General features: G+C 44.6%; 21 protein-coding genes. 15 read left to right on the plus strand and 6 right to left on the minus strand.

Annotated features, from left to right (window positions below):
- Positions 1–90 precede the first annotated feature (90 nt).
- Positions 91–480 carry a hypothetical protein gene (locus QUA36_RS22480; protein ID WP_333113877.1) on the minus strand — a complete coding sequence of 130 codons (390 nt, stop codon included), beginning with the start codon at positions 478–480 and terminating at the stop codon, positions 91–93.
- A gap of 284 nt (positions 481–764) precedes the next feature.
- Positions 765–1,268, minus strand: a complete 504-nt coding sequence (locus QUA36_RS22485; RefSeq protein ID WP_333113876.1) for a hypothetical protein — start codon at positions 1,266–1,268, stop codon at positions 765–767.
- A 678-nt stretch (positions 1,269–1,946) separates the two neighbouring features.
- Between QUA36_RS22485 and QUA36_RS22490 the strand changes: the two genes are divergently transcribed.
- The 5 genes from QUA36_RS22490 to QUA36_RS22510 all read left to right on the plus strand — a co-directional run bounded on the left by QUA36_RS22490 (position 1,947) and on the right by QUA36_RS22510 (position 3,567).
- A complete protein-coding gene (locus tag QUA36_RS22490; protein WP_106332354.1) occupies positions 1,947–2,171 on the plus strand; it encodes a DUF433 domain-containing protein in 225 nt (74 codons plus the stop codon).
- Entirely contained in the window at positions 2,168–2,500 is a 333-nt protein-coding gene (locus tag QUA36_RS22495) for a DUF5615 family PIN-like protein (protein ID WP_333113875.1), read from the plus strand. Before QUA36_RS22490 ends, QUA36_RS22495 begins: the two co-directional genes overlap by 4 nt.
- A gap of 123 nt (positions 2,501–2,623) precedes the next feature.
- A complete protein-coding gene (locus QUA36_RS22500; RefSeq protein ID WP_333113873.1) occupies positions 2,624–2,989 on the plus strand; it encodes a DOPA 4,5-dioxygenase family protein in 366 nt (121 codons plus the stop codon).
- A 154-nt stretch (positions 2,990–3,143) separates the two neighbouring features.
- Positions 3,144–3,347: a type II toxin-antitoxin system HicB family antitoxin gene (locus tag QUA36_RS22505; RefSeq protein ID WP_333087965.1), complete on the plus strand. Its 204-nt coding sequence runs from the start codon at positions 3,144–3,146 to the stop codon at positions 3,345–3,347.
- A gap of 1 nt (position 3,348) precedes the next feature.
- A complete protein-coding gene (locus QUA36_RS22510; protein WP_333087963.1) occupies positions 3,349–3,567 on the plus strand; it encodes a type II toxin-antitoxin system HicA family toxin in 219 nt (72 codons plus the stop codon).
- Between the two features lie 37 nt (positions 3,568–3,604).
- Here the strand turns inward: QUA36_RS22510 and moaA are convergent, their stop codons facing one another.
- A complete protein-coding gene (gene moaA, locus QUA36_RS22515) occupies positions 3,605–4,594 on the minus strand; it encodes a GTP 3',8-cyclase MoaA (RefSeq protein ID WP_333459167.1) in 990 nt (329 codons plus the stop codon).
- A gap of 186 nt (positions 4,595–4,780) precedes the next feature.
- Between moaA and QUA36_RS22520 the strand changes: the two genes are divergently transcribed.
- The 9 genes from QUA36_RS22520 to QUA36_RS22560 all read left to right on the plus strand — a co-directional run bounded on the left by QUA36_RS22520 (position 4,781) and on the right by QUA36_RS22560 (position 11,667).
- On the plus strand, positions 4,781–5,230 hold the full coding sequence (locus tag QUA36_RS22520) for a nitrate reductase associated protein (protein ID WP_333459168.1): 450 nt from the start codon (positions 4,781–4,783) through the stop codon (positions 5,228–5,230).
- A 329-nt stretch (positions 5,231–5,559) separates the two neighbouring features.
- Positions 5,560–6,021 (plus strand): ATP synthase subunit I, encoded by a 462-nt coding sequence (locus QUA36_RS22525; protein WP_333037348.1) that lies wholly within the window; start codon positions 5,560–5,562, stop codon positions 6,019–6,021.
- Positions 6,022–6,076: 55 nt separating this feature from the next.
- On the plus strand, positions 6,077–6,835 hold the full coding sequence (gene atpB, locus QUA36_RS22530; protein WP_242717111.1) for a F0F1 ATP synthase subunit A: 759 nt from the start codon (positions 6,077–6,079) through the stop codon (positions 6,833–6,835).
- Between the two features lie 128 nt (positions 6,836–6,963).
- Positions 6,964–7,209 (plus strand): ATP synthase F0 subunit C, encoded by a 246-nt coding sequence (gene atpE / locus QUA36_RS22535; RefSeq protein ID WP_242717122.1) that lies wholly within the window; start codon positions 6,964–6,966, stop codon positions 7,207–7,209.
- A 97-nt stretch (positions 7,210–7,306) separates the two neighbouring features.
- Positions 7,307–7,792: a F0F1 ATP synthase subunit B' gene (locus tag QUA36_RS22540; RefSeq protein WP_006631106.1), complete on the plus strand. Its 486-nt coding sequence runs from the start codon at positions 7,307–7,309 to the stop codon at positions 7,790–7,792.
- 87 nt (positions 7,793–7,879) lie between these two features.
- The gene (locus tag QUA36_RS22545; RefSeq protein WP_190740265.1) at positions 7,880–8,407 is read left to right on the plus strand and encodes a F0F1 ATP synthase subunit B; all 528 of its coding nucleotides are present in this window, start codon (positions 7,880–7,882) and stop codon (positions 8,405–8,407) included.
- A 3-nt stretch (positions 8,408–8,410) separates the two neighbouring features.
- A complete protein-coding gene (gene atpH / locus QUA36_RS22550; RefSeq protein ID WP_333459169.1) occupies positions 8,411–8,956 on the plus strand; it encodes an ATP synthase F1 subunit delta in 546 nt (181 codons plus the stop codon).
- A gap of 111 nt (positions 8,957–9,067) precedes the next feature.
- Positions 9,068–10,585, plus strand: a complete 1,518-nt coding sequence (atpA, locus tag QUA36_RS22555; RefSeq protein WP_333037344.1) for a F0F1 ATP synthase subunit alpha — start codon at positions 9,068–9,070, stop codon at positions 10,583–10,585.
- 128 nt (positions 10,586–10,713) lie between these two features.
- The gene (locus tag QUA36_RS22560; RefSeq protein ID WP_333168390.1) at positions 10,714–11,667 is read left to right on the plus strand and encodes a F0F1 ATP synthase subunit gamma; all 954 of its coding nucleotides are present in this window, start codon (positions 10,714–10,716) and stop codon (positions 11,665–11,667) included.
- 54 nt (positions 11,668–11,721) lie between these two features.
- Here QUA36_RS22560 and QUA36_RS22565 read toward each other — a convergent pair whose 3' ends face one another.
- From QUA36_RS22565 to QUA36_RS22575, 3 genes are read right to left on the minus strand one after another with little or no spacing between them, the layout of a single operon-like run.
- Complete coding sequence (locus tag QUA36_RS22565) at positions 11,722–13,008, minus strand: CHAT domain-containing protein (RefSeq protein WP_333459170.1); 1,287 nt, start codon at positions 13,006–13,008, stop codon at positions 11,722–11,724.
- Entirely contained in the window at positions 12,996–13,196 is a 201-nt protein-coding gene (locus QUA36_RS22570; RefSeq protein WP_333459171.1) for a hypothetical protein, read from the minus strand. Before QUA36_RS22570 ends, QUA36_RS22565 begins: the two co-directional genes overlap by 13 nt.
- A gap of 24 nt (positions 13,197–13,220) precedes the next feature.
- Complete coding sequence (locus QUA36_RS22575; protein ID WP_333459172.1) at positions 13,221–13,856, minus strand: tetratricopeptide repeat protein; 636 nt, start codon at positions 13,854–13,856, stop codon at positions 13,221–13,223.
- Here QUA36_RS22575 and QUA36_RS22580 point away from each other — a divergent pair.
- Positions 13,810–14,505 (plus strand): GAF domain-containing protein, encoded by a 696-nt coding sequence (locus QUA36_RS22580; protein WP_333459173.1) that lies wholly within the window; start codon positions 13,810–13,812, stop codon positions 14,503–14,505. The genes QUA36_RS22575 and QUA36_RS22580 overlap by 47 nt on opposite strands.
- Positions 14,506–14,576 lie beyond the last annotated feature (71 nt).

Below are 14,576 nucleotides of genomic sequence, written 5' to 3' on the forward strand. Positions count from 1 at the left end.
ACAATCACATTTTTGTGCCTAAAACTTGTCACACTTGCAGCTAAATCAGGAAATTACAGACTTTTCCTGATTTAGATGTCTAAACTATTACTAATCGGTCGGCTGCTCCAGTACCGGATTTAGTAGCGCGTTAGTACAAGTTATCTTTTCGCCATCATCTATCATATCCCCACTAACAAAACCAATCACATTATGTGCTATTGATATGTTAGTTTCAGGAAGTGGGTTAATAAACCATATTTCCCTATTAGCATTAGATTGAAAAGTATATAGCCTTATATTTTCCCCTATTTGTTTTAAATACTTAACAACAGATTGGTCTAAGATAATCTCGCGATTTTTACAGACAGGATTATCTAAAATTGCAGTGCCATCATCTTGGTCACTGAACAATAAACCATAGTAAGGTTTAGCAACTACATTATTATTCTCATCTTTCTTTTCGTAAATGAATTCAAGAGTTGTATTAGAATCTGACATGAATTTTTTCGTTTTAATGTTTAAACACGAACTATAACACACATCAACCATTCATGTATAGACATTTAATAAAAATCTGCTAAACCTACGAACCGATTCAACTTTAGCAACAGTCCTACACAACGCTAAAAATCCGAACCGCACTCACCGCGCTGTGACCGCTCAGACCGTGGCAGCCGTACCAAACACGCTTAGGGTAAGATTTAGGCAGCGGTGGCAGTGCTTAAAATACAATCAGGCATATCCTGACCGAGGACTTGAAAGTGCTACACTTAAGAAAGTGATTATTTTCCAAAAAAACTTACTAAAAGACCGTTAACAGTAAATAAAAATGCACTCAACACAAGACAAATTATTGCGGGGTTAAGTAATTTTTTTATTTTATTGGCTGTTGTAAAATAGTCTACACTTAATTCTTTATTCAGTTGTATAAACTTACTTTTAGATTGTTCAGGAAGCTCATATAAAAATATATCTGTATTGTTTTCAGTTGCATCTGTATAAGATGTAATATCTACTTTAGAATTAGATATTGATGCCAAACCCAATAAAGTTATTGCAGAAAAACAGGTAAAGAAAGCTAATATTTTAGTAATTTTGTAACTTGGTTGTGAATCTGACAATTCTAGAATGAATCGTAGTAACACACCCCCAAAACCCAAAAAGGTTGCTACTCGCGATCTAAGATTGTCAATCTGACTCTTAATATGATTTAAATTATCTTTAGTATAGGTATAGGCTAAGTCAATAATTTCAACATTAGCAATATTAATATCAGAATCTTCCATATATTTACACCAAGATTTGAGGCAATGCCATTTTTTAACAATTTAACCACGATATAGCAGCGGTAGCAACTGTACAGCCGATCGCCCTTACGGACAATCATCGCGACCGCTCCAACCGTACAGTGTTGACACTTGCTCCGAACCGCACTCACCGCTCTCTCAGTGCCACCGCTCCCACACCCTCCCAGTTTTTAAAAAAGCAGTAGGTTGTGACGTGCGAGTGTGACGGAAAAAAGCTAGACCGCCACCGCTCCAATCCGATCGCTCCGACCGTGGCAACCTTGCCAGACGTTAGGCCCACGCTAGACCCGCAAACTTTGCCTGTGATGCAACTCTGCCAGCCTTGCTACTGCCACAGGTGGAATCATCCCAAAACCCGCTAGACCCCGCCAGATGGTGCATTTTTTAGCCTTGCTTGTGGTGTCGAGTCGATCGCCCCGTGTCGATCGGACTGCCGCCAATTTTGGAGTCTTATTGGTGGAAAACCCTACTAAATTCGGCAGACATCAAAGCCTGTCTTGCTTTTGCCGCAGACCATGAGAAAACTGATCCGCCTTGGCTACTTTCAACGTCAGGGTTCTTTTTTTCTCACTACTTGCTCAAACCTGAAATCCTGACCTCAACAAACCAGGATTATTTACAGGTATAATTACGCTTATTAGTACAAAATATTGCTTTATGGACTACCACGACATCATCACAATTGAACCGGGAAAACGCAGTGGCAAACCATGTATTCGGGGAATGCGAATCACCGTCTACGACATCTTAGAATATCTCGCCGGTGGCATGACGGAAGCAGAAATTCTGGAAGATTTTTCAGAATTAACTTCGGCAGACATCAAAGCCTGCCTTGCTTTTGCCGCAGATCGTGAAAAAAAGTTATTTGTGGCATCCCTGTGAAACTACTGTTGGACGAAAACCTCTCAGACCGAATTCTTCAAAGAATTATCGGTTTGTATCCCGATTCTGCTCATGTCAAGACCCTAGGACTGACAAATACTGATGATGCAGAAATTTGGGAATATGCAAAGGCAAATGATTTTGTGATTGTTTCCAAAGATTCTGACTTTCATCAACGGAGTTTACTTTACGGTCATCCTCCCAAATTTATTTATCTCCGTGTTGGCAATTGCTCAACATCTAAAATTGTTCAAATTCTGCGAGATGAAATCGACATCATTAGTCAGTTTGGAGATAGAGAAGCAGAGAGTATACTGGTATTGTCGTAGCATGAAACAAAAAAAGCAAAGACTGAGGAGAGATCAACTTAAGGAGTTTACAGGAGTGAATAAAATATCCAGCAAGTTAAGCTAATATAAAGTTGTCGATCTCAGCTCAATAATCCACTGAAAATGATGAAAGCAGACACCATCGAAATTGTTGGTTTTCATGGACATATTTACTTCGACGCTGATAATCGCGATGCCGCAGCGCGTGTACGAGAAGGATTGACTCAGTTTGAGGTGCAGCTTGGGCGTTGGCATGACAAACCCATTGGCCCCCACCCGCAAGCAATGTATCAAGTTGCATTTTTACCAGACCAGTTTGGCAAAGTCGTTCCCTGGTTAATGCTGAATCGTGAGGGGCTCGATATTCTCATTCACCCTGAAACAGGCGACGATGTGGCCGACCATACGAAACATTCTTTGTGGCTAGGAGAGAAACTAGAGTTGAATGTCGAAGTCCTGCGACCTAAAACAGGTAACGCCAGCTTATGATCGATCCGCGCGCAAGGCGAGGGCGTTAGTTCAGACTGACTTATCGCTGATAAGAGATAATTAGCCGCCGATTAGAGACATGGTGCGGCGACTATAATTTCCTGTATTTATTAATAATCGTTATAATATCCTTAACAAATGACTGAAGAAATGTATGAAAATTAGAGCAATCATCCATCCCGCAGAAGAAGGTGGCTATTGGGCTGAAGTTCCCGCACTTCCCGGGTGCATTACCGAAGGAGATACTATGGAAGAAGTGGTGGCTAATTTAAAAGATGCGATGGTCGGTTGGCTCGATGTTGCTAATAGTCGTGAAGCAATTGCCTCCACAGATAAAGTTGTTGAAATTGCTGTATGAAATGAAATCTATTTCAGGAAAGCGACTGTGCAAAATAGTAGAGCAGAAAGGTTGGGTTTTGAAAAGAGTTACTGGCAGTCATCATATCTATGAAAACGCCGAAATAGAACAAATTTTGTCAATTCCAGTTCACCGGAATCAAGATTTGAAAGTTGGAACCTTAAGAGCCTTGATGAAAACAGCCCAGCTATCTGAGGAAGATTTACAAAGTTTGTCTTAGGTATAATGTATTTTGAGAGCGATCGATTTCGGGTAGTTTACCCGCCGATTTGAGACATGGTGCGGCTGTAATTTCCTTGAGTAGTTCCCGAATCCCGCTGCTTGAAATTAATCTCCGGTTTAATCTCTAATATGTGTCGCACTCGATCGCGCAATTCAACCGTAGACACCCCATCCCGTAAAGCAGTTTTTAAGTCAATTTGACCGGTTTCGTTTAGCAGACAAGGCCGCAGCCACCCGTCAGCAGACAAACGCATCCGGTTGCAGCGATCGCAAAAACACTCGGACATTTGGCTGATAAATCCTAAAGTGCCCTTCGCCCCCGGAATTTGAAACACATCCGCCGGCCCATTTCCGCGCACACCCGACTCGGCTAACCCGTATTTGTCGCTAATTTGTTGTCGCAAATCTGCTGATGCTACCCAACCCTTATCGCCAAATAAATCCCCATTCCCGATCGGCATAAACTCAATAAATCGAACGTGCCAATTCCGGTTAATTGTTAACGCCGCTAAATCCAATATTTCGCTGTCATTCACACCGGGAATTACCACCACATTCAGTTTCAGCGGGTCGAATCCTGCTTGATAAGCCGCTTGAATTCCCTCCCAAACCTGTGTCCATCGCGATCGTCCCCGACTGCCAATTATCTTATCAAAAGTCTCCGGTTCCAGGGAATCCAAACTAATATTAATCCGGCGCAAACCAGCATTGTAGAGATTTTCCGCCATTCCCGCCAGCAAAAAGCCATTAGTTGTCATTGACAAATCTCGCGTTTCCGGCATCGAGGCGATCGACCTTACCAATTCCACCACCCCAGGCCGCAGCAGCGGTTCCCCACCCGTCAACCGAAACTTCGTAAATCCCACGGGTATAAAAACTTCCCGCAACAGAGTTAGCAATTCCGAGTGAGTTAACAACTGCTGCTGCAATACATAGTCCAACTCGCTACCTTCCGGCATACAGTAGAGACAGCGGAAGTTGCAGCGGTCTATCAAGCTAATCCGAAGGTAGTCTACGGTATCCATGTCAATAGTTTGTAATATTATTTAATTATAAATGCTGACTCGATTTTCTGCAATTATTGATAGAGAGCAATAAACCTGCATCAATTTCTTTTCACCTTCCCCCACCTCTCTTACTCTGCGCCCTCTGCGCCCTCTGCGGTTAATAAAAAAAATATCATTCACAACTCAAATAAACTTGCTAAATATATGTTTTTTGAATTTGAAGCTGATTTTGTAGAAGCCCTGCGCTGCATTCCGATGCAGGTACGTCTCAAGTTAGATACTTGCGGCATTAAATTGAAGTTGCAGGATTGGAATCATTTTAACCAAGCAGAACGTCAAATCCTTGTAGAAAAACCTTGCTTGACACCAGCAGAAATTATTGATTACCGAGAAAAGCTAAATCAAATATTAATTCAACACACAGGCAACCCAGGAACTGATTTGGCGGTTGATGAAAATCCCCCGTGGATGGATGCTGCAACTGTACCGGAGTCTGTTTCTGCAAAAGCGCAAGAGCTCGGCGTGACAATTTCTTTGCCACAGTGGGCGAGTTTGCAGCCGCTACAGCGATTTGCTTTGATTAAGCTTAGTCGATCGAGCCACGAGAATAAAAATTTCATTCCGGCGCTTCAAGAGTTTAAGGTTATTGAATGAGATCGAATTTGAATTAACTCTTGTACCGCGCAGAGGCAGACAAGGGAGAGTTACCTTATCGATTCGGGCGATCGGTCTCTGTCACTTCTCACTAAGTGAGGGTGACTCAGTGAGAACCAAAGGAACAATGTGTAACCAAGTGCAGTGTGGCGGTGGGAGAAGTAGAGTGAGGTCGATCGGACATTTAACGGCTTGAGGTTTCCGAAGCGCCAGACACCAAATTCCGAAAATATGATTAATTTTATTTTAAGTATTGTTACCGCAGCGTGGTATTATTTTTCTGAGTTTGCAAAGCACTCGCCTGCTACCTGCATTAGTTTCTGAGCTTCGTGAACACGCAAAACACACCCACCGAACCCACACCAGCAACCGAGGATATTCCTCAAGCTGGCACAGTCTCAACAGTCTCGACAGTCTCGTCCGAGACAACGAATCCCATGCAAGACTTTTATCGCCTCCAACAAGAGTTGTTGGCGTACACCCTTGCTTTTACGGCGATTATTTTTATCTCCGTTTGGATTTTTTACTCCCTCAACATTGCCCTGAATTATTTGCTTGGGGCGGTCACAGGTGTGGTTTACTTAAAGATGTTGGCTAGAGACGTTGAACGAATCGGCAGCCAAAATCAACGCATCAGCAAGACAAGGCTCGGTTTGTTTTTCGCGGTGATGATAGTAGGAACACAGTGGAATCAGCTACAGATTTTACCGATATTTTTGGGATTTCTGACTTACAAAGCTGCGCTGATGGTTTACGTGATCCGAAGTGCATTAGCACTAGATTACAGGTAAGTCAGGTAAGAAGAGCAAAACTCAACTCATCGATTTGTATGGGGAAGCCCGTTGAATGGCAATGCTTGACGTTCTAAACACCTTTAATCGTTTCCCCCTCGCCAAATTGGAAGTTGGCCAGCAGTTGTACTGGCAACTCGGCAATCTGAAAGTTCATGGACAGGTTTTTCTAACCTCGTGGTTTGTAATTGCTGTTTTAGTCGTAGTTTCGATTTTAGGAACCAGCAAAATCCAGCGAATTCCCAGCGGAATGCAAAATTTTATGGAGTATGCGCTGGAATTTATTCGGGACTTGGCTAAAAACCAAATTGGGGAAAAAGAATATCGCCCTTGGGTACCGTTTATTGGTACATTATTTCTGTTCATCTTTGTGTCAAACTGGTCTGGCGCTCTAATTCCTTGGAAGCTGATTAAGCTGCCATCAGGCGAATTGGGAGCTCCTACCGCTGACATCAACACGACGGTAGCATTTGCACTGCTGACTTCTCTAGCATATTTTTATGCAGGTCTCAGCAAAAGCGGCTTGGGGTATTTCGCCCACTATGTTGAACCGGTGCCTTTCATGTTGCCGTTCAAAATCATAGAAGATTTCACTAAGCCTCTGTCCCTAAGTTTCCGTTTGTTTGGCAACATTCTTGCGGACGAATTGGTGGTCGGAGTGCTAGTGTTGCTAGTGCCTTTATTTGTTCCTCTGCCAGTGATGGTTCTGGGACTATTTACGAGTGCAATTCAAGCTTTGATTTTTGCTACCTTAGCCGCCGCCTACATTGGTGAAGCTCTAGAAGGCGGTCACGGCGAAGAACACCACGATTAACTAACGATAAACGGCGAAGAATGAAGGAGGAAAAAGAAAATTTCTGAACTCAAACTTCCTCCCGTTAAATCGGACAATTCTGTAGACTATCTGTTCTCAATTTTGTACTTTAGATAAGGAAAATCATCATGGACTCAACAGTTGCTGCCGCTTCCGTAATTGCCGCCGCTTTGGCAGTAGGTTTAGCCGCAATCGGCCCTGGCATTGGTCAAGGAAATGCAGCAGGTCAGGCTGTAGAAGGGATTGCTCGTCAGCCGGAAGCAGAAGGTAAAATTCGCGGCACCTTGCTGTTGAGTTTGGCGTTCATGGAAGCGCTCACAATTTACGGTTTGGTCGTAGCCCTAGTGCTGCTGTTTGCCAACCCCTTCGCATAATAATTGAAAATTTTAGATTTGAGGTTTTGGCGATTCTAATCCAAAATCTCAAATCTAAAATCGATTAAGCGAATTAGATGGAAGCCGTCAAAAAATCATGATGCACTGGACAGTATTACTAGCAGTTGAAGAAGCGGCTAAGGAAGGGGGACTGTTTGATATAGATGCTACGCTGCCTCTGATGGCGGTGCAGTTTTTAATTCTAGTCGCAGTCTTGAATGTAATTTTTTACAAGCCGCTCAGCAAGTCAATTGACGATCGCGCCGATTACATTCGCAACACTCAAGTCTCCGCCCAAGAACGCTTGGCAAAAGCTCAGCAACTAGCGCAGCAGTACGAGCAAAAACTGGGAGAAACTCGCAAACAGTCTCAATCAGTAATTGCTGCTGCTCAAGCTGATGCCCAAAAAATTGGGGCAGCAAAAGTAGCTGAGGCTCAACAAGAAGCTCAAGTCGCGCGAGAAAAGGCTGGGCAAGAAATAGAGCAGCAAAAGCAAGAAGCAATGCGCTCACTAGAACAACAAGTAGACGCGCTCAGCGGCCAAATTCTCGAAAAGCTATTAGGGCAGTCGCTGGCCAAATAGCGAGACCGAAGAGTTTTAGATTTTTGATAGAATCTCAAATCTAAAATCGCTTCACCCAATCTGCACGCGCAATTATGGAAGAGTATCATGGGGACTGTTTTATTGCTAGCCACAGAAGCTAGCGGCGAAGGTGGTTTCGGTTTAAATTTCGATATTTTAGAAACCAACCTGATTAACCTGGTCATTATTATTGCAGTGCTGTTTTATTTCGGGCGCGGATTTGTAGGTAAAATCCTGACAGAGAGGCGTTCGGCCATCCAAGAGGCGATTCAAGAAGCAGAAAAACGCCAAAAAGATGCAGCAGCAGCTCTAGCAGAGCAACAGCAAAAACTGACTCAAGCGCAAGCAGAAGCCGAACGCATTCGTGCCGCTGCTGAAGAAACTGCCAAGAAAGCAAAAGAAGCAATTCTAGCTCAGGCAGCGCAAGACGTTGAACGCATGAGAGCAACAGCAGGTCAAGAGTTGGAAGCGGAGCGGGAAAGAGCGATCGCCCAACTGCGATCGGCGGTTGTATCTTTGGCATTAGCAAAGGTGGAAAGCCAGCTAAAAACTAGCTTGGACGACAGCGCTCAACACCAATTAATCGATCGCAGCATTGCGTTACTGGGAGGCTAAAACGTGAGTACAGTCAGCACAGAAGTCTTACAGCCTTACGCATCTGCCTTGATGTCACTGGCTCAGTCCAACAATCTATCAGAGAAGTTCGGCGAAGATATTCGTTCCTTGCTGAGCCTGCTAGAAGGTTCGGAAGATTTGCGTCAATTTTTAGGCAATCCGCTGGTAAAACCGGATGCTAAAAAAGCCGTGATTCAGCAAATAGCGGGTGAAGAAATGAGCCCCTTGATGCACAGCTTTCTGAAGCTATTAGTAGACAAAGGAAGAATTCTTTTTTTAGAAGGAATTGGCAAACAATACTTGGCAAGGCTCCGAGAACTAAACCAAACAGTATTGGCTGAAGTTACATCGGCAGTCCCGCTTTCAGACGCTCAACAGCAGACTGTTCGCGAGAAAGTGCAGGCGATGACCAGCGCTAGAAGCGTAGAAATTGAAACCAAAATAGACGCAGATTTAATCGGCGGTGTGGTAATCAAAGTAGGCTCTCAAGTAATTGATGCCAGCCTGCGGGGACAATTGCGCCGTCTAGGAATTCGCTTGAATTCCTGAGAGTTAATAGCTGATGACTATTAGCTAATTTAATTAGCAGTTAACGGTTGGTAGTTTTGAACAACTGATAACTGACAACTGACAACAAACAACTGACAAAAAACAACTGACATGGCAGCAATCAGACCTGACGAAATTAGCAGCATTATTCGCCAGCAAATTGAACAGTACGACCAAGATGTAAAAGTCTCTAACGTCGGTACTGTTCTGCAAGTAGGCGACGGCATTGCTCGGATTTATGGCTTGGATAAAGCCATGTCTGGGGAATTGCTAGAATTTGCCGACGGCACCGTGGGTATTGCACTGAACCTCGAACAAGATAACGTGGGTGCAGTGTTGATGGGCCAAGGCCTCGGCATTCAAGAAGGTTCGGCAGTTACTGCTACTGGCAGAATTGCTGAAGTCCCCGTGGGTGAAGCAATGTTGGGACGGGTAGTTGATGCTTTGGCCCGTCCGATTGACGGCAAAGGAGAAATTAAAACTACTGAATCTCGCTTGATTGAATCTCCGGCACCGGGGATTGTTTCTCGCCGTTCTGTTTACGAACCCATGCAAACAGGAATTACCGCTATTGATGCGATGATTCCGGTGGGAAGAGGACAACGGGAACTGATTATCGGTGACAGACAAACCGGTAAAACTGCGATCGCGATCGACACGATTATTAACCAAAAATCGGAAAACGTGATCTGCGTTTACGTGGCGATCGGTCAAAAAGCTTCTACAGTAGCTAACATCGTCAACGTCCTGCAAGAAAAGGGCGCGATGGACTACACGATCGTAGTAGCAGCCAACGCTAGTGACCCCGCAACCCTGCAATACTTGGCCCCCTACACAGGTGCTAGCTTAGCCGAGTATTTCATGTACAAAGGCAAGCACACTTTGGTCATTTACGATGACCTTTCCAAACAAGCACAAGCTTACCGCCAAATGTCTCTGTTGCTGCGCCGTCCTCCCGGTCGCGAAGCTTATCCCGGAGACGTGTTTTACCTGCACTCTCGCTTGCTAGAACGCGCTGCTAAATTGAGCGACGATTTGGGCGAAGGCAGCATGACTGCTTTGCCAATTATCGAAACCCAAGCTGGTGACGTTTCTGCTTACATTCCGACGAACGTAATTTCGATTACCGACGGTCAAATCTTCCTTTCTTCTGACTTGTTTAACGCTGGTTTGCGCCCGGCAGTAAACCCCGGTATTTCGGTATCGCGGGTAGGTTCGGCGGCTCAAACTAAGGCGATGAAAAAAGTAGCCGGTAAGGTGAAACTGGAATTGGCGCAGTTTGAAGAACTGGCAGCATTTTCTCAGTTTGCTTCTGACTTGGATAAAGCTACTCAGAATCAATTGTCGCGCGGTCAGCGCTTGCGGGAACTGTTGAAACAGCCCCAAAGTTCGCCTCTGCCGATGAACGAACAAGTGGCTGTAATCTATGCCGGTATTAACGGCTATATGGATGACATTCCTGTGGAAAAAGTCAGCAAGTTTACTGTTGGTTTGCGCGACTATTTGCGGACTAGCAAGCCGAAGTACGGCGAAATTGTTCAAGGCGGAAAAGCTTTGACTGATGAAGCTGAGAAGCTGCTGAAAGAAGGCATCACTGAATACAAGCAAAGTTTTCTAGTTTCTGCGTAGACAAGTAGGAATTTTGAACCGCAGATGAACGCGGATTAACGCAGATAATCTGAAGTTAATCTGCGTTACTCTGCGTTAATCTGCGGTTTTAATTAAGAAGATGCGGGCAAGGATGTAAGGAGAAAGTTATGGCAAATCTGAAAACTATTCGCGATCGCATTAAGTCGGTCAAGAACACTAAAAAGATTACAGAAGCAATGCGCTTGGTGGCCGCTGCAAAGGTGCGCCGCGCTCAAGAACAGGTGACTGCTACTCGGCCTTTTGCCGATCGACTGGCAGAGGTATTATACGGTTTGGCGGAACGCTTGCAGTTTGAAAACCTGGATTTGCCGCTGCTGAAAAAACGCGAAGTGCGATCGGTGGGACTGTTGGTAGTTTCGGGCGATCGGGGTTTGTGCGGCGGCTACAACAGCAACATCATCAGATACGCTGAAAATCGCGCTAAGGAAATCAAAGCTGAAGGCTTAGACTACAAATACGTGTTGGTAGGACGCAAAGCTACTCAGTATTTCCAGCGCCGCGAACAGCCGATCGATGCTACTTACGCTAACTTGGAACAAATTCCCACAGCACCGGAAGCAGCCATGATTGCGGACGAATTGTTGTCGCTATTTCTGTCAGGAACTGTGGACAGAGTTGAGTTAATTTACACCAAGTTTGTGTCGCTAATTAGTTCGCGTCCGGTAATTCAAACTTTGCTGCCCCTCGATCCCCAAGGTTTGGAAACTCCCGATGATGAAATTTTCCGATTGACATCGCAAGGCGGGCAGTTTCAAGTATCGCGCGAAAAGGTTTCTGCACCTACTAAGAAGAGTTTGCCCCGCGACATGATTTTCGAGCAAGATCCGGCGCAAATTCTGGATGCTCTTTTGCCCTTGTATTTGAACAACCAATTGCTGCGGGCTTTGCAAGAGTCTGCTGCTAGCGAGTTGGCTGCGCGGATGACGGCGATGAACAATGCTAGTGAGAATGCTAGCGATTTGATCGGTAGTTTGACGCTGACTTATAACAAGGCGCGGCAAGCGGCAATTACTCAGGAAATCCTGGAAGTTTGCGGCGGTGCTGAGGCTTTAAACGGTTAAGTTAGAGTAGACAATTTGTTGATTATATGCTATGCGTCTGGGGGAACTCAGGCGCTATTTTTTTGGGTGAAAAGATGATTTTCTTGACCTCTGTTTCTCCTGCGCCAAACCCTGCGATACAAATCCTGCCCAATAATAGGGACTGACAAACGGCAATTCTTGGCGACAAAGCAAATCTAAATGCAATCGCACATTTTTGACAATTTCTGCTTGTTGTTCTCCTTTTTGTTGGTGCTCAAAATAATCCTCTAACTGCCGTTTATATTTAGCAGACAACTCATCGCCTGTCAAGCTTCGTAGCTTAAATTGTGCTTTTCGTAGCGATTCCGAACGGCTATTATGCTGCTTTTCCTGATAGTATAAAATGCAAAATAAAGCGGTTGCTAAATCATCCACAGCCCACAAGGTACTGACCACATTTCGCGCCCCCGCACAGAGGAAGCCGCTAGCAATGGAGAGCGGGTCGTCGGTAATTTGGGTAAAGGTTAAATTAGTTTCGCAGCAGGAGATGAACACTTCGGCTAAGTCGGAAAATCTCCAGGTAAAAACACGACCGAGGTTGATATCGCCATCAAATAAATGCAGTTTTGATTCTAGGGAATTATTCAGATCGGCACTGGCGTGATGGCTGGAATGAAGGACTTGCACTTGGTTGAGTAAATTTTGATAGTTGCCGATCCTCGCTTGCTGATATTGGAGGCGAGAATTTTTATCAAGTTCGTGCATGGTTTCCAGGGTTTCGCACTCGTAGCCAGCGCAAACGAGGTCGCCTGTGTCATTTTCCACAATTCCCATTGTGGCAGGTTTGAGGTTGCCTCGCTGGTGGCAAAAGTTGAGAATTTGGCAACTGGGAACGATGCGGAGGCGGAATTTATCGCTGAGGTATTCGGGTTGTTTTTGGGGCGGGGTTTTGGCCGGGGTGATGGTGGGTTTGCTGAGAGGTTTTAAGCCGCGTGTTCTGTCGGAGGCTGTATTGCTGTGGGGAATGGGAATGTTGTTTAAAGGTAAGGCAGCAAAGGGGATTTGATGCAGGTACAGGTGAGGGATTATAATCAGTTCTTGAATGCCGTTGAGAGGTTGGGAAATTAGTTGATTAATTTGCAGGTGATTGGCGAGTTCGTGGAGAAATTCACCCATTTGATTTTGCCATGCGGTTCGGTTTTCTTTATAAGGCTTTAACCAGTTGTTGAATAGCCAATATTGCAAAGTTTCATATCCTTGTCCTTCGCAGGTGTGGAGTTGGGTTGATTGATTTTGCCGCAAGATGAAAATGTGGGTATGCTCATCAGTGGTGTAAAAATTGAGGATGGCGGTTTCGGGATCGGGAATTAAGGCTTGCATCTGGTCAAAACTGAGGGGGCTGGTTGCAATTGAGTCGCCAAAACTTGGTCTTTGTCGCGAATTTTTAGCCAAGCTTGCTGTTTTTCAGATTCTAATTGTTTAATCTTTTCGATGATAGCGTCGCCGTTGGGGGTTTGCTGGCGAGTGGTGGCGATCGCTTTTGTACTGTCATTTTCAGAAATACGCAAGCGATCGCTTTGTTGTTGCAGGCGCTAGTATTCTTCGACTTCGGGGGGAATTTCGCCTTGGGGGTAGAGGTTCTTGCTGGCGAATAAGTCGGCGAGGTGGCGCGATCGGGAACCGTCTGCCGTTTCGACGGCTTTATCGTATTGTTTGAGGTTGATGTAGCATTGGACGGCGTTGGCGTAAACGGAGATAGCTTCTGCAATGATTTTTGGGCGGCGATCGTCGGTGGTTGAACCTTTGCGGAGTTGTTCGACTGCTTTTATGGCGGGTTCGTATCCTTTTAAGGCGAGTTGCCAGTCGCCTTTGATCAAAGCAATGTTACCGAGGTTATAGCCGGCTGTAAAGGATTCGGGTGGCATGGTTTCGGGGGTAGCAATTTCTAGGCAACCTTGATATTTTTGTATTGCTAACTCTGTTTCCTGCAATTGGCGGTAAGCGTTACCAAGATTGTTGAGAGAAGCAACTTCACCAATGGGGTATTTGATTTCCAAACAAATAGCTAAAGACTTTGCATAGTAGGCGATCGCGAGTTTGTAATCTTCCAGGAAGAGGTAAGCGTTACCTAAACTTCCGAGTGAAGCTGCTTCCCCTTGCCGATCTTTAATTTCCAGACAAATGGCTAAAGACTTTTCGTCACCAGCGATCGCGAAACTGTTAGTCACTTTGATGCAGATTACGCTTGCGAATGGGGGAGCAGAAATCGGTTGTTTAGTGCTTCGCCAAGACCGACAATGGTTAGTCGTAGCTCAAGCCGCACAAAAGCAGACAAAAATATTAGAAATTCCTCTGGAACAATATCAGGAAATTCCTCAGAGTTTGATTTATGCGGTGGCACGAACTCAAGCGACGGCTGTTTTTGACAACTTAAGTAAAGCCGACCAATTTGCAGGCGATCGCTATATTATCGCTCATCAACCTAAATCAGTTTTATGTACTCCAATTATTCGGCAAGAAAAACTCGTCGGTATTGTGTACTTGGAAAATAACTTAACAGTGGGAGCATTTACTAATGAGCTATTAGAAATTCTCCAGATGCTCGCAGCTCAAGCGGCGAACTCTATTGATAATGCTCGTTTATATAAACAAATAGAGAAATATTCCCAAAGCTTAGAAGCAGAAGTAGCGCAAAAAACGGAAGATTTAAGGCAAAAAACTTTTGATTTAGAGCAAGCCTTTAAAAGCTTACAACAAACCCAAGCACAATTAATTCAGAGCGAAAAAATGTCATCTCTCGGTCAACTGGTAGCTGGGATTGCTCACGAAATCAACAATCCAGTAACATTTATTCGTAGTAATGTTGCACATATATAGCAATCCTAAATCATTATCAAGACTATGATATAATTATATGCAATACTTGCTTGTGACAATAAAAAATGAAT

This window comes from Microcoleus sp. Pol10D4 (assembly GCF_036701555.1).
GTDB lineage: Bacteria > Cyanobacteriota > Cyanobacteriia > Cyanobacteriales > Microcoleaceae > Microcoleus.

What these genes read in the sequence shown, in the direction of transcription:
- QUA36_RS22480 (WP_333113877.1), bottom strand. Translation starts at nt 480, where the DNA reads ATGTCAGATTCTAATACAACTCTTGAATTCATTTACGAAAAGAAAGAT.
- QUA36_RS22485 (WP_333113876.1), bottom strand. Translation starts at nt 1,268, where the DNA reads ATGGAAGATTCTGATATTAATATTGCTAATGTTGAAATTATTGACTTA.
- QUA36_RS22490 (WP_106332354.1), top strand. Translation starts at nt 1,947, where the DNA reads ATGGACTACCACGACATCATCACAATTGAACCGGGAAAACGCAGTGGC.
- QUA36_RS22500 (WP_333113873.1), top strand. Translation starts at nt 2,624, where the DNA reads ATGATGAAAGCAGACACCATCGAAATTGTTGGTTTTCATGGACATATT.
- QUA36_RS22505 (WP_333087965.1), top strand. Translation starts at nt 3,144, where the DNA reads ATGAAAATTAGAGCAATCATCCATCCCGCAGAAGAAGGTGGCTATTGG.
- QUA36_RS22510 (WP_333087963.1), top strand. Translation starts at nt 3,349, where the DNA reads ATGAAATCTATTTCAGGAAAGCGACTGTGCAAAATAGTAGAGCAGAAA.
- moaA (WP_333459167.1), bottom strand. Translation starts at nt 4,594, where the DNA reads ATGGATACCGTAGACTACCTTCGGATTAGCTTGATAGACCGCTGCAAC.
- QUA36_RS22520 (WP_333459168.1), top strand. Translation starts at nt 4,781, where the DNA reads ATGTTTTTTGAATTTGAAGCTGATTTTGTAGAAGCCCTGCGCTGCATT.
- atpB (WP_242717111.1), top strand. Translation starts at nt 6,077, where the DNA reads ATGGCAATGCTTGACGTTCTAAACACCTTTAATCGTTTCCCCCTCGCC.
- atpE (WP_242717122.1), top strand. Translation starts at nt 6,964, where the DNA reads ATGGACTCAACAGTTGCTGCCGCTTCCGTAATTGCCGCCGCTTTGGCA.
- QUA36_RS22540 (WP_006631106.1), top strand. Translation starts at nt 7,307, where the DNA reads ATGATGCACTGGACAGTATTACTAGCAGTTGAAGAAGCGGCTAAGGAA.
- QUA36_RS22545 (WP_190740265.1), top strand. Translation starts at nt 7,880, where the DNA reads ATGGGGACTGTTTTATTGCTAGCCACAGAAGCTAGCGGCGAAGGTGGT.
- atpA (WP_333037344.1), top strand. Translation starts at nt 9,068, where the DNA reads ATGGCAGCAATCAGACCTGACGAAATTAGCAGCATTATTCGCCAGCAA.
- QUA36_RS22560 (WP_333168390.1), top strand. Translation starts at nt 10,714, where the DNA reads ATGGCAAATCTGAAAACTATTCGCGATCGCATTAAGTCGGTCAAGAAC.
- QUA36_RS22565 (WP_333459170.1), bottom strand. Translation starts at nt 13,008, where the DNA reads ATGCAAGCCTTAATTCCCGATCCCGAAACCGCCATCCTCAATTTTTAC.
- QUA36_RS22580 (WP_333459173.1), top strand. Translation starts at nt 13,810, where the DNA reads ATGGCTAAAGACTTTTCGTCACCAGCGATCGCGAAACTGTTAGTCACT.